The organism is Polynucleobacter sp. MWH-Spelu-300-X4 (assembly GCF_018687515.1).
Classification (GTDB): domain Bacteria; phylum Pseudomonadota; class Gammaproteobacteria; order Burkholderiales; family Burkholderiaceae; genus Polynucleobacter.
Map to the genome: position 1 here is coordinate 939,668 of NZ_CP061294.1, position 18,805 is coordinate 958,472.

General features: G+C 42.4%; 18 protein-coding genes. 4 read left to right on the top strand and 14 right to left on the bottom strand.

Going from position 1 to position 18,805, the window contains the following annotated elements; genetic code table 11:
- Positions 1–7: 7 nt before the first annotated feature.
- Entirely contained in the window at positions 8–856 is an 849-nt protein-coding gene (gene serB / locus ICV01_RS04805) for a phosphoserine phosphatase SerB (protein ID WP_215286376.1), read from the top strand.
- Positions 857–940: 84 nt separating this feature from the next.
- On the opposite strand, the gene ICV01_RS04810 is transcribed toward serB, so the two are convergent.
- The 7 genes from ICV01_RS04810 to ICV01_RS04840 form a co-directional block, all read right to left on the bottom strand.
- The gene (locus tag ICV01_RS04810; RefSeq protein WP_215286377.1) at positions 941–2,122 is read right to left on the bottom strand and encodes an acetyl-CoA C-acyltransferase family protein; all 1,182 of its coding nucleotides are present in this window, start codon (positions 2,120–2,122) and stop codon (positions 941–943) included.
- 156 nt (positions 2,123–2,278) lie between these two features.
- Positions 2,279–3,637 (bottom strand): 30S ribosomal protein S12 methylthiotransferase RimO, encoded by a 1,359-nt coding sequence (gene rimO, locus ICV01_RS04815; protein WP_215286378.1) that lies wholly within the window; start codon positions 3,635–3,637, stop codon positions 2,279–2,281.
- Positions 3,638–4,198: a polyhydroxyalkanoate synthesis repressor PhaR gene (gene phaR, locus ICV01_RS04820; protein WP_215286379.1), complete on the bottom strand. Its 561-nt coding sequence runs from the start codon at positions 4,196–4,198 to the stop codon at positions 3,638–3,640.
- A 98-nt stretch (positions 4,199–4,296) separates the two neighbouring features.
- Positions 4,297–5,037 (bottom strand): 3-ketoacyl-ACP reductase, encoded by a 741-nt coding sequence (locus ICV01_RS04825; RefSeq protein ID WP_215286380.1) that lies wholly within the window; start codon positions 5,035–5,037, stop codon positions 4,297–4,299.
- A gap of 54 nt (positions 5,038–5,091) precedes the next feature.
- Positions 5,092–6,720, bottom strand: coding sequence for a class I poly(R)-hydroxyalkanoic acid synthase (phaC, locus tag ICV01_RS04830; protein ID WP_215286381.1), 1,629 nt, complete (start codon positions 6,718–6,720; stop codon positions 5,092–5,094).
- 123 nt (positions 6,721–6,843) lie between these two features.
- On the bottom strand, positions 6,844–7,611 hold the full coding sequence (gene pgeF, locus ICV01_RS04835; RefSeq protein WP_215286382.1) for a peptidoglycan editing factor PgeF: 768 nt from the start codon (positions 7,609–7,611) through the stop codon (positions 6,844–6,846).
- Positions 7,604–8,629, bottom strand: coding sequence for an RluA family pseudouridine synthase (locus ICV01_RS04840; protein WP_251369317.1), 1,026 nt, complete (start codon positions 8,627–8,629; stop codon positions 7,604–7,606). The genes pgeF and ICV01_RS04840 overlap by 8 nt, the downstream gene beginning before the upstream one ends.
- A gap of 20 nt (positions 8,630–8,649) precedes the next feature.
- Between ICV01_RS04840 and ICV01_RS04845 the strand changes: the two genes are divergently transcribed.
- Positions 8,650–9,498 (top strand): outer membrane protein assembly factor BamD, encoded by an 849-nt coding sequence (locus ICV01_RS04845; protein WP_215289141.1) that lies wholly within the window; start codon positions 8,650–8,652, stop codon positions 9,496–9,498.
- A gap of 82 nt (positions 9,499–9,580) precedes the next feature.
- Here ICV01_RS04845 and alr read toward each other — a convergent pair whose 3' ends face one another.
- Positions 9,581–10,729, bottom strand: coding sequence for an alanine racemase (gene alr / locus ICV01_RS04850; RefSeq protein ID WP_371817458.1), 1,149 nt, complete (start codon positions 10,727–10,729; stop codon positions 9,581–9,583).
- Between the two features lie 20 nt (positions 10,730–10,749).
- On the opposite strand from alr, the gene lplT reads away from it, so the two are divergent.
- Together lplT and ICV01_RS04860 are read left to right on the top strand one after the other, a co-directional pair.
- Positions 10,750–12,066 (top strand): lysophospholipid transporter LplT, encoded by a 1,317-nt coding sequence (gene lplT, locus ICV01_RS04855; RefSeq protein WP_215286383.1) that lies wholly within the window; start codon positions 10,750–10,752, stop codon positions 12,064–12,066.
- Positions 12,067–12,160: 94 nt separating this feature from the next.
- Entirely contained in the window at positions 12,161–12,907 is a 747-nt protein-coding gene (locus tag ICV01_RS04860) for a TerC family protein (RefSeq protein ID WP_215286384.1), read from the top strand.
- Here the strand turns inward: ICV01_RS04860 and ICV01_RS04865 are convergent.
- The 6 genes from ICV01_RS04865 to accC form a co-directional block, all read right to left on the bottom strand.
- Complete coding sequence (locus tag ICV01_RS04865; RefSeq protein ID WP_215286385.1) at positions 12,896–13,381, bottom strand: DNA polymerase III subunit psi; 486 nt, start codon at positions 13,379–13,381, stop codon at positions 12,896–12,898. The genes ICV01_RS04860 and ICV01_RS04865 overlap by 12 nt on opposite strands.
- A 6-nt stretch (positions 13,382–13,387) precedes the next feature.
- Positions 13,388–13,858, bottom strand: coding sequence for a ribosomal protein S18-alanine N-acetyltransferase (gene rimI, locus ICV01_RS04870; protein ID WP_215286386.1), 471 nt, complete (start codon positions 13,856–13,858; stop codon positions 13,388–13,390).
- A gap of 12 nt (positions 13,859–13,870) precedes the next feature.
- A complete protein-coding gene (gene tsaB, locus ICV01_RS04875; RefSeq protein ID WP_215286387.1) occupies positions 13,871–14,608 on the bottom strand; it encodes a tRNA (adenosine(37)-N6)-threonylcarbamoyltransferase complex dimerization subunit type 1 TsaB in 738 nt (245 codons plus the stop codon).
- Positions 14,609–16,186 (bottom strand): malate synthase A, encoded by a 1,578-nt coding sequence (aceB, locus tag ICV01_RS04880; RefSeq protein ID WP_215286388.1) that lies wholly within the window; start codon positions 16,184–16,186, stop codon positions 14,609–14,611.
- 141 nt (positions 16,187–16,327) lie between these two features.
- Positions 16,328–16,789 (bottom strand): VOC family protein, encoded by a 462-nt coding sequence (locus ICV01_RS04885; RefSeq protein WP_215286389.1) that lies wholly within the window; start codon positions 16,787–16,789, stop codon positions 16,328–16,330.
- Positions 16,790–16,798: 9 nt separating this feature from the next.
- Entirely contained in the window at positions 16,799–18,796 is a 1,998-nt protein-coding gene (gene accC, locus ICV01_RS04890; RefSeq protein ID WP_215286390.1) for an acetyl-CoA carboxylase biotin carboxylase subunit, read from the bottom strand.
- Positions 18,797–18,805: the final 9 nt, after the last annotated feature.

Below are 18,805 nucleotides of genomic sequence, written 5' to 3' on the forward strand. Positions count from 1 at the left end.
AGTTGATATGCAAATAGCCCTTTTTCACAAGACAAATATCCAGGAATCTTTGATTCGTGAAATTGAAAAATCTCACGCTGTTAAAGCTATTAACCAAAAAACGCCTAAAACAACCTTAATTGAGTTAAATGAAACTCTCAATATGACTCAAAGAGCTCATTTACGTCATTTGGGTGTTCTGCATGAAACTGATTTGGGATTTATACCCAAACATTTTCATTCATCACTGATCAAAGTTCTCGCAATGGATATGGATTCAACCATTATCAATATTGAATGTATTGATGAAATTGCTGACGCCGTTGGTAGAAAAAAAGAAGTTTCTGAAATTACAGAAGCTGCTATGCGCGGTGAAATTAAAGATTTTAGCGAAAGCTTACGCCGACGAGTAGCTCTACTGAAAGGGGCCCCTGCATCAGCACTTGAAAAAGTTTTCAATGAGCGCCTCCGATTAAATGAAGGTGCTAAAGAGTTAATTGCAAAAGCCCATCAAAAAGGTATTTATACCCTCCTTGTATCAGGTGGATTTACTTTCTTCACGGAAAAACTTCAAAAAGAGCTAAATCTTTCAGAAACTCACGCAAATCAATTGGAAATCGTTGATGGAAAATTAACAGGTAAAGTTGTTGGCAATATTGTTGATGGGGTAGCAAAAGCTGCTTATGTTGAGGCTTGTTGCATTAAGTTAGGCACTAATAAACATGCAGCTGTAACCATGGGTGATGGTTCTAATGATCTACAGATGATGCATGGTGCCGGTCTGTCGATTGGCTATAAAGCAAAACCTGTCGTGAAAGATCAGGCAGATATTGCTTTTGACCATGTTGATTTAGATGCCTGGTTAGATTTACTATAAACAGGTAATAGCCACCTACGGCTAACACTCGAAGGTGAAATAAAAAAGACCGCAAATGCGGCCTTTTTATATGGCATCAGTTAATCAAAGGCGCTCAAATATAACAGCGATACCTTGACCACCACCAATACACATAGTTACCAAAGCGTATTTACCACCCGTACGATGCAACTCATAAATAGCTTTTGTTGCAATGAACGCGCCTGAACAACCAACTGGGTGACCCAAGGCAATCGCTCCACCGTTTGGATTAGTCTTAGCCATATCCAAACCTAAACCTTTAGACACAGCAATCGCCTGAGCAGCAAAAGCCTCATTTGACTCAACAACATCCATCTTGTCGATAGTCAAACCAGCACGTTGCAATGCAATCTTAGAAGCCGGAATTGGACCCTCACCCATAATATCGTTAGGAACCCCCGCTAAAGCATATGACACTAAACGAGCCATTGGTTTCTGACCTGACTTAGCTGCTGCCTCAGCAGAAGCCAACACAAAGAATGCCGCACCATCATTAATGCCTGAAGCATTACCAGCAGTAACAGAACCATCTTTCTTGAAAGCTGGCTTCATCTTACCTAAGCTTTCCATCGTTGTATTAGCTTTTACATGCTCATCAGTATCAAACACAACATCACCCTTACGTGTTTGCATAGTAATTGGCACGATTTGAGATTTAAAACGACCTTCAGCAATCGCAGCAGCAGCTCGACGATGAGACTCAACGGCTAATGCATCTTGCTCTTCACGACTGATATTCCATTTAGTTGCCAGGTTCTCAGCTGTAATACCCATATGGCCAGCACCAAATGGGTCAGTTAACGTGGCAACCATCATATCAATCATTTTCGTGTCGCCCATACGAGCACCCGTACGCATCGCAGGAGCTGCGTAAAGGCCTCGAGACATTACCTCCACACCACCACCGATACCATACTCACAATCGCCTAACATAATGGCTTGTGACGTTGTAACAATACCTTGTAAACCAGAACTACATAAACGGTTCACCGCCATAGCCACTGAATCCATTGGCAAACCAGCCTGAATTGCTGCTACACGAGCAACATACGGAAAACGGCTTTCTGTTGGAATACAGTTACCAACAGTTACATAATTAATCTGTTTAGGGTCAACGCCAGAACGGTTCACAGCTTCTTTCATCACTGTGCCAGCCAACTCTGAAGGCTCCATACCGCTTAAAGAACCACCAAAACCACCAATAGCAGAACGAACTGCACTTAATACAACAACATCACGTGCCATCTGGAACTCCCTTAATCACTTTTAATTAATAGAAAAAACTAGTCTGTAGGGCTAATCTTACGAGTAACTGTCTGAAAGCGTCTATTAGGGCTTACTAGGGGTATTTACCCATAAAAACCTTAAAAATACCAATACAACGAACCTCACAAACCCTATTTATAACTGGGCAATCAAATCATGCCCTTGGGTACCAACCACTGTAGCCTTCACAAATTCCCCCACCCGATAACGCTTAGAAATTTTATCGGTTGGTAATAAATGAACAAGCCCGTCTATTTCAGGCGCGTCCGACTGACTACGCCCAACACCCCTTGAGCCATTGACTGAATCGACTAAAACGCGAATACGCTTGCCTACTTTGGCTTCCAATAGCTTTGCCGAAATCTCTTCAGCCACCGCCATAAATCTCGCCTGTCGCTCTTCACGCACCTCATCAGGCAAGGCACCCTCTAACTCATTAGCTTTAGCACCTTCGACTGGTGAATAAGCAAAACAACCCGCACGATCAATCTTTGCTTCACGCATGAACTCCAACAAATAGGCAAATTCAGCTTCTGTTTCACCAGGGAAACCCGCAATAAAAGTACTGCGAATTGTTAGATCTGGGCAAGCAGATCTCCAGGCCATGATGCGATCTAAATTTTTCTCACCACTGGCTGGACGTTTCATTCTCTTTAAAACATCTGGGTGTGCATGCTGCATAGGTATATCCAAATAAGGCAACACACCACTTCCTTCATCGGAAAATTGAGCCATTAAGGGCAAAATATCATCGACGTGTGGATATGGGTAAACATAATGTAAACGTACCCATGCATCATGTTGACGGGCAAGCTTACCCAGTGCTTCGACCATATCAAATAATTTAGCCTTAACGGGACGACCATCCCAAAAGCCAGTTCGATACTGAACATCAACACCATAGGCACTAGTGTCTTGGGAAACCACTAACAACTCTTTAACACCAGCCTCAAATAGATGCTGCGCCTCTAACAAGACCTCGCCAATTGGCCTAGAAACCAAATCACCGCGCAAGCTTGGAATGATGCAAAAGGTACAACGATGATTACAGCCTTCAGAAATCTTTAGGTACGCATAATGCTTGGGCGTTAACTTAACTCCAGCAGCAGGCACTAAATCTGTAAATGGATCATGTGGCTTCGGTAAATGCTCATGTACCACAGCCAACACCTCATCAGTAGCGTGAGGCCCTGTCACCGCCAGCACTTTAGGATGAACTGAAGTAACCACATCAGAACCATCAATATTTTTTTTAGCTCCCAAGCAACCAGTAACAATTACCTTACCGTTCTCAGCTAAAGCTTCTCCAATTGCATCAAGACTTTCTTGAACTGCAGAATCAATAAAGCCGCAAGTATTAACCACGACTAAATCAGACCCACTGTAATCTTTAGCTATTTCATAGCCCTCAGCACGCAATTGAGTAACGATGCGCTCGGCATCAACCAAAGCCTTGGGGCACCCCAAGGAAACAAAACCAATTTTTCCGCTCAATTATTTATCGCTCTTTGTAGGTGGTGCAAAAGGAAACCCGCTAAACACGTTAGCTTGATCCTTCATCTTTTCTTGCATTTGAGCAAATAAATTTTTGCTCTGCTCCACGTAATTACCCATCACATTTTGCATCATTGGGTTTTGCATGTTCATAAATTGAGCCCAACTCTCAGGGGTAATATTGACACCACCTTGTTTAGATTGTTCAGCAAATTGGGTTTGCATATCAATAAACGACTGAATATTTTTTTCCAAATATCCACCCACCAAACCTTGCATTGAATGACCATAAAAACGAATCATTTGAGAGAGCATCGGCGTTGTGAATAAAGGCACACCACCAGCCTCTTCTTCCAAAATAATTTGTAACAAAATAGCTCGGGTTAAATCTTCTTCTGTCTTAGCATCAACAACTTTAAACTCCTCTTGAGCCAAAACAAGATCTTTAACGTCGGACAATGTGACATAAGCACTAGTTTGTGTGTCATATAAGCGACGATTAGGATATTTCTTAATCGTACGAACGCCACCAGATTTAGCAGATTGTTTTTTAGTAACCATAGTAATTAATTAGGGCTTGAATACCCACATTGTATGTGTAAATTCAAGCCCTCATGCTGCTTCGCAACAATACACCCCATTTTGAGGCAAATTGATGCTTAGCCCATATGCAAACCACCGTTTAATGAGAAGTCTGCACCCGTTGAGAAACCACCTTGATCAGAAGCTAACCAAGATACGATAGAGGCAATCTCATCTGGGGTACCCAAACGCTTAACAGGAATTGTAGAGATAATTTTCTCCAAAACATCTTCACGAATTGCTGTCACCATATCAGTACCAATATAACCAGGAGACACTGTATTAACAGTTACACCCTTAGACGCAGTTTCTTGGGCTAAAGACATAGTGAAACCATGGATACCAGCTTTAGCTGTCGCATAGTTAGATTGGCCAAATTGACCCTTCTGACCATTAACAGATGAAATATTAATAACACGACCCCAGCCAGCATCAACCATGCCATCAATGACCTGTTTTGTTACGTTGAATAAAGAGTTCAAGTTGGTATCGATAACCGCTCTCCAATCTTCTGGGGTCATCTTACGAAATACTGTATCGCGAGTAATACCAGCATTGTTCACAAGTACATCAACTTTACCGTGCTCTGCTTTAACTTTTTCAAAAGCAGCAACAGTACTTGCCCAATCGCCAACGTTACCTTCTGATGCAACAAAATCAAAACCTAAAGCTTTTTGCTGAGCCAACCATTTATCTTTACGCGGTGAATTAGGACCACAACCAGCGATGACCTTAAAACCATCTTTAGCCAAACGCTGACAAATAGCGGTACCGATACCACCCATACCACCTGTTACATACGCTACTTTCTGACTCATGCTGCTTCTCCTGTTATCGAATACAACTAATAAATATTTACAACTTTTAAAAAATTAATCTTTAGCTTTCTCTTTTACATAACTACCTGGTGCTGGCTCAATCGCTTTGTATTTGCCACCACCATATGATTTAGGCGCTGCTTTTTGCTTACCACCCAATGGCGCCAACCAACCTGCCCAATCAGGCCACCAACTACCCGCAATTTCTTTAGAGCCATCAAACCAAGCATCAGCTGTAGCAGGCAATTTGGCATTTGCCCAATAATTACGTTTTTTCTTAGCTGGTGGATTAATAACACCTGCAATATGCCCAGATGCACCCAAGACAAAGTGTACTTTTGCACCTTTTAGGAGTTTGACGGACTCATAAGCAGACCACCAAGGAACAATATGATCTTCTCTTGACGCATATAGATAAACGGGACATTTAATTTTTCCTAAATCAATCTTTTCACCGCAAACTGTTAAGCGACCTGGAATCTTCAATTCATTTTGCAAATACATATGACGGAGATACCAAACATACATGGCACCTGGCAAATTCGTGGAATCACCATTCCAATACAACAAATCAAATGGTGGGGGTGAATTACCTTTTAAATAACTATCTACTACGTAATTCCAAACCAAATCATTGGGTCGCAAGAATGAGAACGTATTAGCCAGCTCTACGCCACGCAACATACCGCACTTGCCATTTTTGCCACCAATGGTGTTTTCACGTAACTGAACTAAAGTTTCATCAACAAAAACATCCAAGATGCCTGTGTCTGAGAAATCTAGTAATGTCGTCAAAAGAGTTAAGCTAGCAGCTGGATGAATATCTCTTGCAGCTAAGACAGCTAATGCTGTTGTTGTGATTGTTCCACCTACACAGAAACCTAAAATATTAATTTGTTTCTGGCCGCTGATATCTTGAACAGTTTCGATAGCTTTAATAGCGCCATCACCGATGTAATCATCCCAAGTCGTATCGGCCATGCTTGGATCTGGATTCTTCCAAGAAACCAAATAAACCGTATGTCCTTGCTCCACTAAATAACGAACCACCGAGTTATCTGGCTGCAGATCAAGAATGTAATATTTATTGATACAAGGCGGAATCATCAAGTAAGGGCGTTCATACACCTTTGCAGTTAAAGGCTTGTACTGAATCAGCTGGAAGAGCTCGCATTGAAAAACAACAGCGCCTTCAGTGGTCGCCATATTTTTACCAACCTCAAAAGCAGTCTCATCTGTCTGAGATACCTTGCCCTTACCTAAATCTTGAAGGGCATTCAAAATACCAGTGCGAAGTGACTCACCCTTGGTATCCAATAAACGCTGAATAGCATCAGGATTAGTCGCCAAAAAATTTGAAGGGGACATCGCATCAATCATTTGCTCAGTTGTAAAGCGAATACGCTGACGAACTTTAGCTTCCGCCTCAACAGCATCAGCTAAATTAAGCAAGTGTCGAGAGTTTAATAAATAAAAATTAACAGTAGCTTGGTTCCATGGACTCTTCCATGCATCACTAGAAAAACGGCGATCCTTAATTTCTATACCAGCCGGATTTAACCAAAGAGCTGCCAAATCTTTCGCATACTGTTGCTCAATTTCAACCAACTTCTCTGGCGGAATTAAAGCCATATGCTGCGGAGCGAGGCTGGGACCTGGGCCGAAGCCTTGCATGTTCACCATAGAATTTCCTAAATAATTATTAAAAACTTATCCCTACAGCTACATTCTGAGGTGTTATGCAGGAATTAGTTATAAGAATTAACCCTATCTTAAACTTCCTCCAAACTTACGAACTTATGATGATTAAGAAGGGTTGAGCCAAATAAAACTAGCCATACGACCAGTCTGTTGATTTCTTCTGTAAGAGTAAAACCTCTGGTCCAAATAAGTACATTCAGCACCACTGGCAACCTCAGTAATACCCAATCTAGCAAGCCGCTGCTTCGCTAACTTATATAAATCTGCTAAGTATTTACCTTCCTTGCCTAGTGGCTCAAAAGCTAAATCATCTTCAGGGAATAGCTGAATAAAAGCCGCCCTAACCTCAGACCCTACCTCAAACGCTGTAGGACCTATCGCTGGTCCTAAATACGCCCTAAAATTAGATGCGTCAGAATCCCCAACCTTTTTCAACATAGCACTAACAGTCTGCTCTACAACGCCTGCACACAAACCCCTCCACCCAGCGTGAGCAACGCCAACCACTCTAGCATTCCAATCGCATAACAATACAGGCAAACAGTCTGCTGTCATGACGCCCAAAACGCGCCTAGGCACCGTTGTAACAGCAGCATCTGCAACAGGCACATGATCCGAATCCCACTGATCCGCATCGAACACCTCAACCCCATGAACTTGGGTTAACCAGACAGGCTGAGAAGGCAATACTGCCTGCAACATAGATCGGTTAGCTAGTACATCAACGAGGTCATCCCCCACATGCAAAGCTAAATTAAATTCATCATAAGGTGGCAAACTGCGGCCGCCAAAACGAGTAGTGATACAAGTCTTTACTCGCTCCTGTGCCTGCCCCCCAAGCGGCCAAGGGGGATATAAATATGAATTAGACATCCAATGCATCCCAATCAGGCCAAAGCTGATCTTTTGCAAAACCTAATGCCAAACCTAAATCTTCCATATCTTTTGGTAAATGAGCCGTCCAAATCATTGACTCTCCTGTTTTAGGATGTTTAATTCCCAAGACAGCCGCATGCAACGCTTGACCAGGTCTTGTAAATTCAAGCTGATGAGCATCAACAGGAAGCCTCTTCTTATAAACAGGATCGCCCAATAAAGGATTGCCCAAAGACTCTAAATGCACACGAATTTGATGGGTTCGCCCCGTCTCTAAGCGACAAGCGATTAAAGATATTTTGGCTCCACCAAACTCCACCATACCCAACGGATGTACATGGGTCACAGCAGGTTTACTGGCCGACCCTGTCATCAATGCCATTTTTAACCTATCCCTTGGATCCCTGCCAATTGAGGCATGAACTGTTTGAGCCTTAACCAAACCCCATGCAAAAGCCAAATAACGCCTCATAACTTGCCTAGACTGCAACTGCCTCACTAAATCAGTTTGAGCTTCTAAAGTCTTAGCGACCATTAATAGGCCAGATGTATCCTTGTCTAATCGATGAACGATGCCAGCTCTAGGCACCTCTGAAATCTCTGGATAGTGAAATAACAAGGCATTCAGCAAGGTTCCTGACCAATTACCTGCCGCGGGGTGAACCACCATGCCTGCAGGCTTATGAATCACTAATAGCTCAGAATCCTCGTAAACAATATCCAAAGGGATATTTTCGGCCACATAAGCCTGTTCCTCTGCGGTGGGCTGAGGCAAAACCTCAATTAACTCACCAGCCTTCGCAGAATGACGAATTTTTAGCTTTTGACCAGCTGAAGTAACAAAACCAGCCTCAATCCAAGATTGCAATCGATTACGTGAATGTTGAGGAATTAATTGGGCTAGAACCTTATCCAAACGTTCACCAGACAATATATCTGGTACAACAACTGTAATAAGTTCTTCCTCATCGATATAATCTGATGCATTGATTTCTGGAGAATCTGGTAATGCCAAAATTTTGGGCCCTTCCTTGTATGAACATCGCTAGTTTAAGTCGCATTTCTATTCGCCTAGCATCACCTTTAGCTTTAGCCTGTATTGTGACATCAACCGCCCTCTTATCAGGTTGCGCAGGGGATCCTACAGATGAAACAGCAGGCTGGTCTCAAAATAAACTCTATACCGAAGCAAAAGACGCTATGGATGGAGGGGACTACCCAAAATGCGTTAAATACTTTGAAAAATTAGAAGCTCGCTATCCTTTTGGCCCATATGCACAACAATCACAAATTAACGTCGCATATTGCCACTGGAAAGATGGTGAGTTAGCTCAAGCAATTCCTGCTGTTGATCGCTTCATCCAGCTTCACCCAGGACACCCCAATATTGATTACGCCTATTATCTAAAAGGCTTAATTACTTTTAATGACAATATGGGCTTCCTTGGAAAATTAACGGGCCAAGACTTAAGTGAACGTGACCCTAAAGCTGCGCGAGATGCTTTTGAAGCCTTCAAAATATTAACTACTCGCTATCCCGATAGCACGTATACACCCGATGCTTTAGATCGCATGCGTTATATCGTAAATGCCTTAGCGGATAGCGATGTGAATACAGCTCGTTATTATTTCCGACGTGGCGCCTACTTAGCTGCTGTTAATCGCGCGCAACGTGCCATGACAGACTATGATCGTGCACCAGCTATCGAGGAAGCTCTATACATTCTTTATAAATCTTATGATGCTTTAGGCATGAAAGACTTGAGTAATGATGCGCTACGTGTCTTAAAGCTAAACTATCCTCAAAGCAAAATTACTGAAACTGGGAAGCGCACCAATACAGAAGATACCACTCCGCCATGGTGGCAAATTTGGCGCAAATAAAACCAGTTCTTGCATCATAAAAATTATGTAATAAAAAAGAGGGCTTTCCCTCTTTTTTATGATGCTTTCACTTTAACCAGAATTAATCAACAATAGAACGCTTCACTCGCGGTGCTACTGCGCATAAAAGCTCATACCCAATCGTGCCAGCAGCTTGAGCGACACGATCAACCGGTAAATAATCACCCCACATCTCAACGACAGTTCCAATATCAGCATGTGGCATATCGGTCACATCAATCGTTATCATATCCATGGATACCTGACCGGCTATTGGGCAAATTTGACCACTTTCCAACCCCTGTTTACCCGACACCCAAACAGGCGTCCCATCTGGCGCATGCCTTGGATAACCATCCGCATAACCACAAGCAATTACAGCAATACGTATAGGTACATCTGTTTGATAACGAGCCCCATAACCCACCGCATCCCCCGCTTCCAAATGTTGAATAGCGATAATTTGCGTACGAAGGCTCATGACTGGCTTTAATTTTGCATGTTCAATATCTTCATACTTACCTGAAGGAGATGCCCCATACAACATAATCCCAGGACGAATCCAATCAGACTGAACTATATGGTGATGCCATAAAATAGCTGCGGAGTTAGATAAAGATGTTTCTCCCGGCAACCCTTCAATTGCTTGACTAAACACCTCCAACTGCATATCCACACTCGGTTGCTTATCCACATAATCGGCATTAGCAAAATGCGTCATATGAGCCACTTGATAGCCGGCCGAATGCAAGCGATGAAAAACTTCACGATACACCTCAGGCTCAAAACCCAAGCGATTCATACCCGTATTCATTTTCATGAATACCCGCATAGCCATTGGCTTAGATGACTGCTTAGCCTCTGCGAGATTCTCTAACCAATCGACCTGATCTAAATGATGTACAACACAATCACAACCCAAATCAATCGCAGTAAAAACATCCTCTTGGCTAAATAACCCCTCTAATAACAAAATTGGCTTCACCCACCCCTGCTCCCGAAGAATAGATGCTTCCGCAAGATCCAACAAAGCTAAACCATCAGCCTGAATAAGAGCAGAATTCACCATCACCAAGCCATGTCCATAAGCATTAGCCTTCACCACCGCCCATATTTTCGAGGTTGGCATGATTTCCCGGACACGTTGCAAGTTATGACGCAAGGCATCAGAATTTAAGAGGGCATGTATCGGTCTAGACAGAGTTTTCTCACTTTCGTGTTTTAATGACACTTCATAACTGAATTGTACGAATGAAACCAGGTTTTTACACAATTATGGCGGCGCAATTTTTTTCGTCGCTTGCCGATAATGCATTGCTGATTGCAGCAATAGCATTACTTTACCAACTTCAGGCTCCAGCCTGGATGACTCCCCTTTTAAAACTCTTCTTCGTCTTATCTTATGTTGTACTTGCAGCTTTTGTAGGCGCATTTGCTGACTCAAGGCCTAAAGGCAATGTAATGTTTCTAACCAACAGTATAAAAATTATTGGTTGTTTAGCGATGCTCTTTAGCGCTCACCCCCTTATGGCATATGCCATAGTAGGACTTGGCGCGGCAGCCTACTCTCCTGCTAAATATGGCATTTTGACTGAATTACTACCTCCAGAAAAATTAGTGGCTGCCAACGGTTGGATTGAGGGTCTAACTGTAGGATCAATTATTTTAGGGACTGTCTTTGGTGGAATGCTTATTTCCAACCAAATTTCAACATTTTTACTATCTTTTGATTTCCCATTTATCGATACCAGCATTGATACAGCCCCTGAAGCAGCCATATGTATCATTGCATTTATCTACCTAATTGCAGCTGCATTTAATTTAAAAATACCCGATACAGGTGTTAAATACCCAAAACAGGGAAAAAATCCCATTCAACTTATCAAAGATTTTGAATACTGCTTCACCACTCTTTGGAAAGATCGTCTAGGACAAATTTCTCTGGCAGTAACCACACTCTTCTGGGGGGCTGGTGCCACGCTTCAATTTATCGTTCTTAAATGGGCTGAATCAGCACTTGGCATGACTCTTTCTGAGGGCGCCATCTTGCAAGCGGTTGTCGCGTTTGGCGTGGCGGGTGGCGCAGTATGGGCAGCATGGAAAGTACCACTTAAAAAATCACTTGATGTACTCAAATATGGCGTCATGATGGGAGCTCTTGTCATGCTCATGGCCATTTTCAAGAAAGATCTCCTGCCTCATATTGATATAAATTTTGGCATTTTTCAGATACCACTCTATTTGCTTGTAACTTATATCTTCCTTATCGCCATTGGCTGGATGTCTGGTTTTTTCGTTGTTCCCATGAATGCCCTCCTACAGCATCGAGGCCATGTTCTTTTATCTGCGGGACACTCTATTGCTGTACAAAACTTCAATGAAAATCTTTCTGTACTAGCGATGCTTTGCATCTACTCTTTACTCATATGGCTGAATGTTCCGGTCACCATTGTCATATTAATTTTTGGTAGCTGTGTTTGTCTTCTGATGCTAAAAATCATGAGTTGGCACGAAAGAAACCAAAGTGAATATGACTCACTGCATCTGATAGGTGAACAGAAACACTAATCCGCACAACTGCACACAACCCTTCCAATAATAAGGGCATTACGAATAGTTAAAAATGCTATCGTAAATCCAACATCCATTAAAAAATATTTACATGATTGACTTTCTACTAGACCCTAACACGATCATTGCTTTTTTCACTTTGGCAGCTCTAGAAATCGTTTTAGGTATTGATAACATCATTTTTATAAGCGTATTAGCCAATCGTCTACCCCACAACATGCGTGATCGCGTGAGGCGCCTAGGCTTACTTTTCGCATTAGTAACAAGAGTCCTCCTTCTTTTGAGTCTCAGTTGGGTAATGGGATTAACAGCGACACTCTTTACCCTATTCAATCAGGATATTAGCGGCAGAGACCTTATTCTTTTATTGGGCGGATTATTTTTATTATGGAAAGCCTCAAAAGAAATCTATCTTGAAGTAGAGGCTGAAGAAGAAACATCAGACGAAATATCTAGCACTACCGAAAAAGACAATTCGGCCAAAGTATTTTGGTCTGCCGTCATCCAAATTGGAATTTTAGATATTGTTTTTTCTTTGGACAGCGTCATTACGGCCGTAGGACTCGTTGATGATATCTCCATCATGATTGCAGCTGTTCTCGCTTCTGTTGCAGTTATGTTGTTTGCGGCAAAACCGATTGGGGACTTCGTTCACCATCACCCATCCATTAAAGTTCTAGCCTTATCATTTTTAACGATTGTTGGCTTAGTGTTGATTGCCGAGAGCATGGATGTTCATATCCCCAAAGGATATGTTTACTTTGCAATGGCATTCTCTCTAACAGTTGAATTCTTAAATATTCGAGCCCGCACGAAGAAAAATAAATTATCCGACTAAAGAGCGCGCCAAAATAAGGTCTTGCCAAGCGCGGGCCTTATCCGCAGGTTTTTTTAAAAGATGGTCTGGGTGATAACTCAACACAAGGGGTAACTCTTCCCCATTTATCTCGAGTGAATGAACAGCACCTCTTAACTCATCGAATGGTTCTTGCAATTGCAATAACTTCTTCCCCTGCTCAACACCCATCGCAACAAGCACTTGTCCAAACACTTGACCAGAAAGAGCTTCAGCACTAGTTATCAATTGAATATCTGCCCGTTTTAACATTAAAGATGCCAACATCTTATCGAACAAAATATTTGCATCACCACTTAATTGATCAACAATAAAAGTCCAAACCACATGGTCCCCAGTAGCAACACTTTCATCTTGAGAGCTAATTTTTGAGGGGACCGCTTGAGATTCAATATCGTCAGAAGCTACTACCCACGTACTAATACCCATCGCATTTAAATAATCAATTTGACTCACTACAAATCACTCTTTCTTTAAGTCTTTCATCATGACCTTAGCATCTTCTCTTACCCCATCATGAGCTGGGTAATACTCCTTGCGTATGCCAACCTGACAATATCCTAATTTCTCATACAAGCCAATAGCTTGCTTATTACTGAACCGCACCTCTAAAAATATTTTAAAAAGCTCTCTACTAATGGCTAAATCTTCGACAGTCTGCAGAATTCTCTCGGCAAGACCTCGTCGACGGTATAAAGGGTTAACAGTAATATTTAATAAATTTAGCTCATCAACGCCAGGCATTAAAACGCAGTACGCTAGCAAGGGATCTTTTTCATCATCTCCCTCAGCTAGCTCTCGCAAACAATAAGCCCAATAACCTGCTGTTAAAGAATCTGTAAAATTACCTTTAGTCCAAGGAGCCACATGAGTCAAGTCTTCAAGAGCTATCACATCATCTAAATCACGGACTGCCATTGGCAATAAACGCATCTGCAGCACCTATCATCCTTGGCTATTTTGAGCACGCTCAGCAATCGTTTGAGCCACCTTATCTCGAACATAAATGGGCTGCAGATCCATAGCACTAACTTGAAGACCTTTTCGTAAAGCATCCAAGCCCAATGTAGCAATTGATCTAGCATGAGGAACCACTAATGCATCAACAGCTATAGCTTGCGACATCAAATTTGACATAGCTTCTGGATAAGCAGTGACTGCATTACCTAATAAATAAAAACCCGATGAAGGCGGCTCTACTGTCTCAGGGGCGGATAAATAGATATCACCCAAGCAAACTGGTAAGCCATCTGCAGATACTTCATAACTAGCCCAGTAAACCTCATTCATTCTGGCATCAGTTGCAACAAGTAAGTGCGCTCCTGAAGGAATATTAAGGGAACGAATACCCTCTAATGCAACTGCATCCAAACAAATAACCGGTAGACAAGGCAAATCGCCGCCCAAAGCCATACCTTGACCAATACCCACACCAATACGAATGCCTGTAAAGGCCCCAGGACCTATACCAACGGCAATACCTTCTAAATCTCTAAAACTTAGCTGGGCCTCATCTAATAAGGCCTCCACCCAATCTAGGGCATGCTGGCTAGATTCTGGGCCAAGGTTCTCATGACGTACTAAAGAAAAAGGAGCTTCTTGCCCATGAGCAGAAACTCCTCCAAATTGAACCAAAGCCACAGAACACCATTGTGTTGAGGTGTCGATGGCCAAAATGGTCAATTAAATCTCCTCGTACAAAGGTAACGTCAAGAACTCTTCAAATTTCTCGCTAGTACTCATCGTGTCAAAAATCTCAGCTGCACGATCCCAATGACCAGTTGCACCTGAAGCTTTTACTTTAGGAAGTTCTTCAGCAATTAACTGACGGACCAACTCTGCAGTTACCTTTGTACCATCTTCCAATTTACCTTTTGGAGAACGGATCCATTGCCATACTTGTGAACGACTAATCTCAGCAGTAGCTGCATCTTCCATCAAGTTATGAATAGGTACACATCCATTACCAGCTAACCATGCGCCCAAATAATGAATACCGACATTGATATTCATACGCAAACCCGCCTCAGTAATTGGTGTTTCTGGCTGGAAATCCAATAACTGCTCAGCAGTCACATTAACTTCTGGCTTTTGCTTATCAAATTGATTCGGTCTATCACCCAACACCGCCTTAAATTCAGCCATAGCAGGCTCAACTAGACCTGGATGAGCAACCCAACCACCGTCATAGCCATCTGTTGCATCACGCTTCTTATCATTAATAATGCCTTGCATAGCAATCGCATTTTTTTCCGGGTCATTCTTAATAGGAATTAAAGCGCTCATACCACCCATAGCTGGTGCGCCACGCTTATGACATGTCTTCAACAACAATAATGCATAAGCACGCATAAATGGGGATGTCATTGTCACTTTGGCGCGATCTGCCAAACAGAAATTTTTATCCACTTTAAATTTCTTGATACAAGAGAAAATATAGTCCCAACGGCCAGCATTTAAGCCAGCACTATGCTCACGCAACTCGTAAAGGATCTCATCCATTTCAAAGGCAGCCAAAATGGTTTCAATCAACACAGTCGCTTTGATCGTCCCACGTGGCAGACCAATCTCATCTTGAGCCATGCAGAAAATATCATTCCACAAACGCGCTTCTAAATGACTTTCCATTTTTGGCAAATAGAAAAACGGGCCAGCGCCACGAGCAATTTGCTCTTTAGCGTTATGAAATAAGAACAAAGCAAAATCAAAAATACCACCTGAAATACGCTGACCATCAATAGTTACATGTTTTTCATCCAAATGCCAACCGCGTGGACGCACTTGCAATGTAGCAATCTTGTCATTTAATTTATAAATTTTGCCATTTTGTTCTAAAGACAACTCGCGACGAACGGCCTTTTTCATATTAATTTGACCTTGAATTTGATTCGTCCAGCTTGGGCTATTTGAATCTTCAAAATCAGTCATATAAGAGTCTGCACCTGAATTGAAAGCGTTGATCACCATTTTCGCTTCAACAGGGCCAGTAATTTCAACTCGACGACATTGCAACGCTGCAGGGATTGGCGCAACTTTCCAATCACCCTCGCGAATATGTTTTGTTTCAGCTAAAAAGTCAGGTCTCTCGCCTGCATCTAAACGCTTAGTACGTTCAACACGGGCTTTTAGCAATTCTTGGCGACGTGGCTCAAAAGCACGGTGCAACTTAGCGACTAAGGCTAAAGCTTCTGGGGTCAAAATTGTGGCAAATTCTGGGGTAATTTCGGCATTAATTGCCATACCTTGGGGCAAATTAGACATTAAAGCTCCTGAAAAAACAAATAGTTAGAGATTTAGCAAACAAATTACAAATTTGTTAAACCTCTATTATGCCTTTTCCATAAAAAATGTCCCAAACAACTCCTAAGAGCTCATTTGGGACATCAGTTATGACGCCTAAAATTAACCTAAAGCTGCAATTACCTCTGGCGGAGCTTGCACCAATTCAATCAAAACACCCTCCCCACCAATTGGAAATTCATCATTTCCTTTTGGATGCAAAAAGGTAATGTCATATCCTGCCGCACCTTTACGAATACCGCCAGGAGCAAAACGAACTCCCTGAGCAGTTAACCACTCAACAGCTAAGGGTAAGTTATCCACCCATAAACCAATATGATTCAAAGGAGTTGCATGAACAGCCGGTTTTTTTTCAGGATCGATAGGCTGCATCAAATCAACTTCAACCTTATAAGGGCCCTTACCCATAGCACAGATATCCTCATCCACGTTTTCACGTTCTGACTGAAAGGTGCCAGTAACTGCGAGGCCAAACATCTCAACCCACAACTTCTGAAGTTTCGATTTATCTGGACCACCAATAGCAACCTGCTGGATACCTAATATTTTGAATGGTTTTGTCATAAGAACACCTTACTCAAAACGCAAGATAGGTTGATCGACAGCTAGGCTCTCACCTTTGGCAGCCATCACTTCAGCCACTACACCATCTTGAGCCGCGACTAAAACGTTTTCCATCTTCATAGCTTCAATAGCAGCTAAACGTTGGCCTGCCTCAACTTTCTGACCAACTGTCACAGCAACATCCACCAATAAACCTGGCATTGGAGAAAGTAAGAATTTAGACATATCAGGCGGTTCTTTGAAAGGCATCAGTTTTTGCATCTCAGCGCCTCTCATAGTCAACACCAAGCTATCTACGCGCACACCATCAAATTGAATACGGTAGAACAAACCATTGCGATCTAGCTGGGCGGAAATTTCTTTTCCATTCACAACAGCGTTGTAAACGATATTTCCAGGAGTCCAATCTGTATCAATGGCGTACACCTGACCACCTACTGTTACCTCATAGCCTCTAGCTGCCTCTTCCACAGAAGTTGACACATAATCCATCTTGCCAGGCTCACCAGAACCCACGACAAACTCATGAGGAATCTTTACCTCATGACCTTCTAATTGCCCATAAATACCGGCAGCACGATCCAAATAACGGCGATGAATCGCAGTTGCTAAAGCATCCATCAAACCAGGATCACTCGCTTTAACATCACTTGCGCGGAACCCATGTGGAAATTCTTCAGCAATAAATCCTGTATTGAAATCACCAGAAATAAAGCGAGGATGCTGCATCAAGGCAGATTGGAAAGGGATGTTTGAATGGATGCCGCGAATCACAAACTTATTCAACGCTGCACGCATTTTTGTAATGGCATCCATACGATCTTTACCATGAACAATTAGCTTAGCAATCATTGAGTCGTAATACATCGGAATCTCACCACCCTCATAGACTCCCGTATCAACACGCACACCATCAACTTCCTCTGGTGGTTGATATCTCACCAAACGACCTGTTGATGGCAGGAAGTTACGGTAAGGGTCATCTGCATTAATACGGCACTCCATCGACCAACCATTACGTTTAATATCCGCTTGACCAAATGAGAGCTTTTCACCAGAAGCAACGCGAATCATTTGCTCAACCAAATCTAAACCAGTAATGGATTCAGTAACAGGATGCTCCACCTGTAAACGAGTATTCATTTCAAGGAAATAGAAAGACTGATCTTTACCTACCACGAACTCAACCGTACCAGCAGATTGGTACTTCACGGCCTTAGCTAAAGCAACAGCCTGTTCACCCATTGCTTTACGAGTTTCCTCGCTAATAAATGGTGATGGAGCTTCCTCAATCACTTTTTGGTGACGACGCTGAATTGAGCACTCGCGCTCCCACAAGTAAACCGCATTACCGTGAGAGTCACCCAAGACCTGAATCTCAATATGACGAGGTTCTTCAACAAACTTCTCAATAAAGACACGATCATCACCAAAGCTATTACGCGCTTCATTTTTACAGGCTGAGAAACCTTCAAACGCTTCCTTATCATTGAAAGCAACGCGTAAACCTTTACCACCGCCACCAGCAGATGCCTTAATCATGACTGGGTAACCAATACCTTTAGCAATCTCAACAGCTGATTCAGGTGTATCAATCGCATCGTTATAACCAGGAATTGTGTTTACTTTTGCCTCATTCGCCAATTTTTTAGAAGCAATTTTGTCACCCATTGCAGCGATTGAGTAATGCTTAGGGCCAATGAAAGTGATACCTTCTTCTTCTAAACGTTTTGCAAAAGCCTCGTTCTCCGACAAAAACCCATAGCCAGGATGAACCGCTTCAGCCCCTGTATCTTTACAAGCTTTAATGATGTTATCCATCACTAAATAAGATTCGCGAGAAGGTGCTGGGCCAATACAGACAGCTTCATCAGCTAATTCAACATGACGTGCATCCTTATCCGCTTCAGAGTAAACGGCAACTGTTTTGATGCCCATTTTTCGGGCTGTTTTGATAACGCGGCAAGCAATCTCACCACGGTTAGCAATTAGAATCTTTTTAAACATGTTCTTTTC

Bases quoted from the DNA above. Each gene is read 5' to 3' on its own strand.
- phaR (WP_215286379.1), bottom strand. From the start codon at position 4,198: ATGGTTACTAAAAAACAATCTGCTAAATCTGGTGGCGTTCGTACGATT.
- phaC (WP_215286381.1), bottom strand. From the start codon at position 6,720: ATGGTGAACATGCAAGGCTTCGGCCCAGGTCCCAGCCTCGCTCCGCAG.
- lplT (WP_215286383.1), top strand. From the start codon at position 10,750: ATGAAACCAGGTTTTTACACAATTATGGCGGCGCAATTTTTTTCGTCG.
- rimI (WP_215286386.1), bottom strand. From the start codon at position 13,858: ATGCGTTTATTGCCAATGGCAGTCCGTGATTTAGATGATGTGATAGCT.
- pgeF (WP_215286382.1), bottom strand. From the start codon at position 7,611: ATGTCTAATTCATATTTATATCCCCCTTGGCCGCTTGGGGGGCAGGCA.
- ICV01_RS04885 (WP_215286389.1), bottom strand. From the start codon at position 16,789: ATGACAAAACCATTCAAAATATTAGGTATCCAGCAGGTTGCTATTGGT.
- ICV01_RS04860 (WP_215286384.1), top strand. From the start codon at position 12,161: ATGATTGACTTTCTACTAGACCCTAACACGATCATTGCTTTTTTCACT.
- serB (WP_215286376.1), top strand. From the start codon at position 8: ATGCAAATAGCCCTTTTTCACAAGACAAATATCCAGGAATCTTTGATT.
- ICV01_RS04810 (WP_215286377.1), bottom strand. From the start codon at position 2,122: ATGGCACGTGATGTTGTTGTATTAAGTGCAGTTCGTTCTGCTATTGGT.
- ICV01_RS04825 (WP_215286380.1), bottom strand. From the start codon at position 5,037: ATGAGTCAGAAAGTAGCGTATGTAACAGGTGGTATGGGTGGTATCGGT.
- aceB (WP_215286388.1), bottom strand. From the start codon at position 16,186: ATGTCTAATTTGCCCCAAGGTATGGCAATTAATGCCGAAATTACCCCA.
- ICV01_RS04845 (WP_215289141.1), top strand. From the start codon at position 8,650: ATGAACATCGCTAGTTTAAGTCGCATTTCTATTCGCCTAGCATCACCT.
- accC (WP_215286390.1), bottom strand. From the start codon at position 18,796: ATGTTTAAAAAGATTCTAATTGCTAACCGTGGTGAGATTGCTTGCCGC.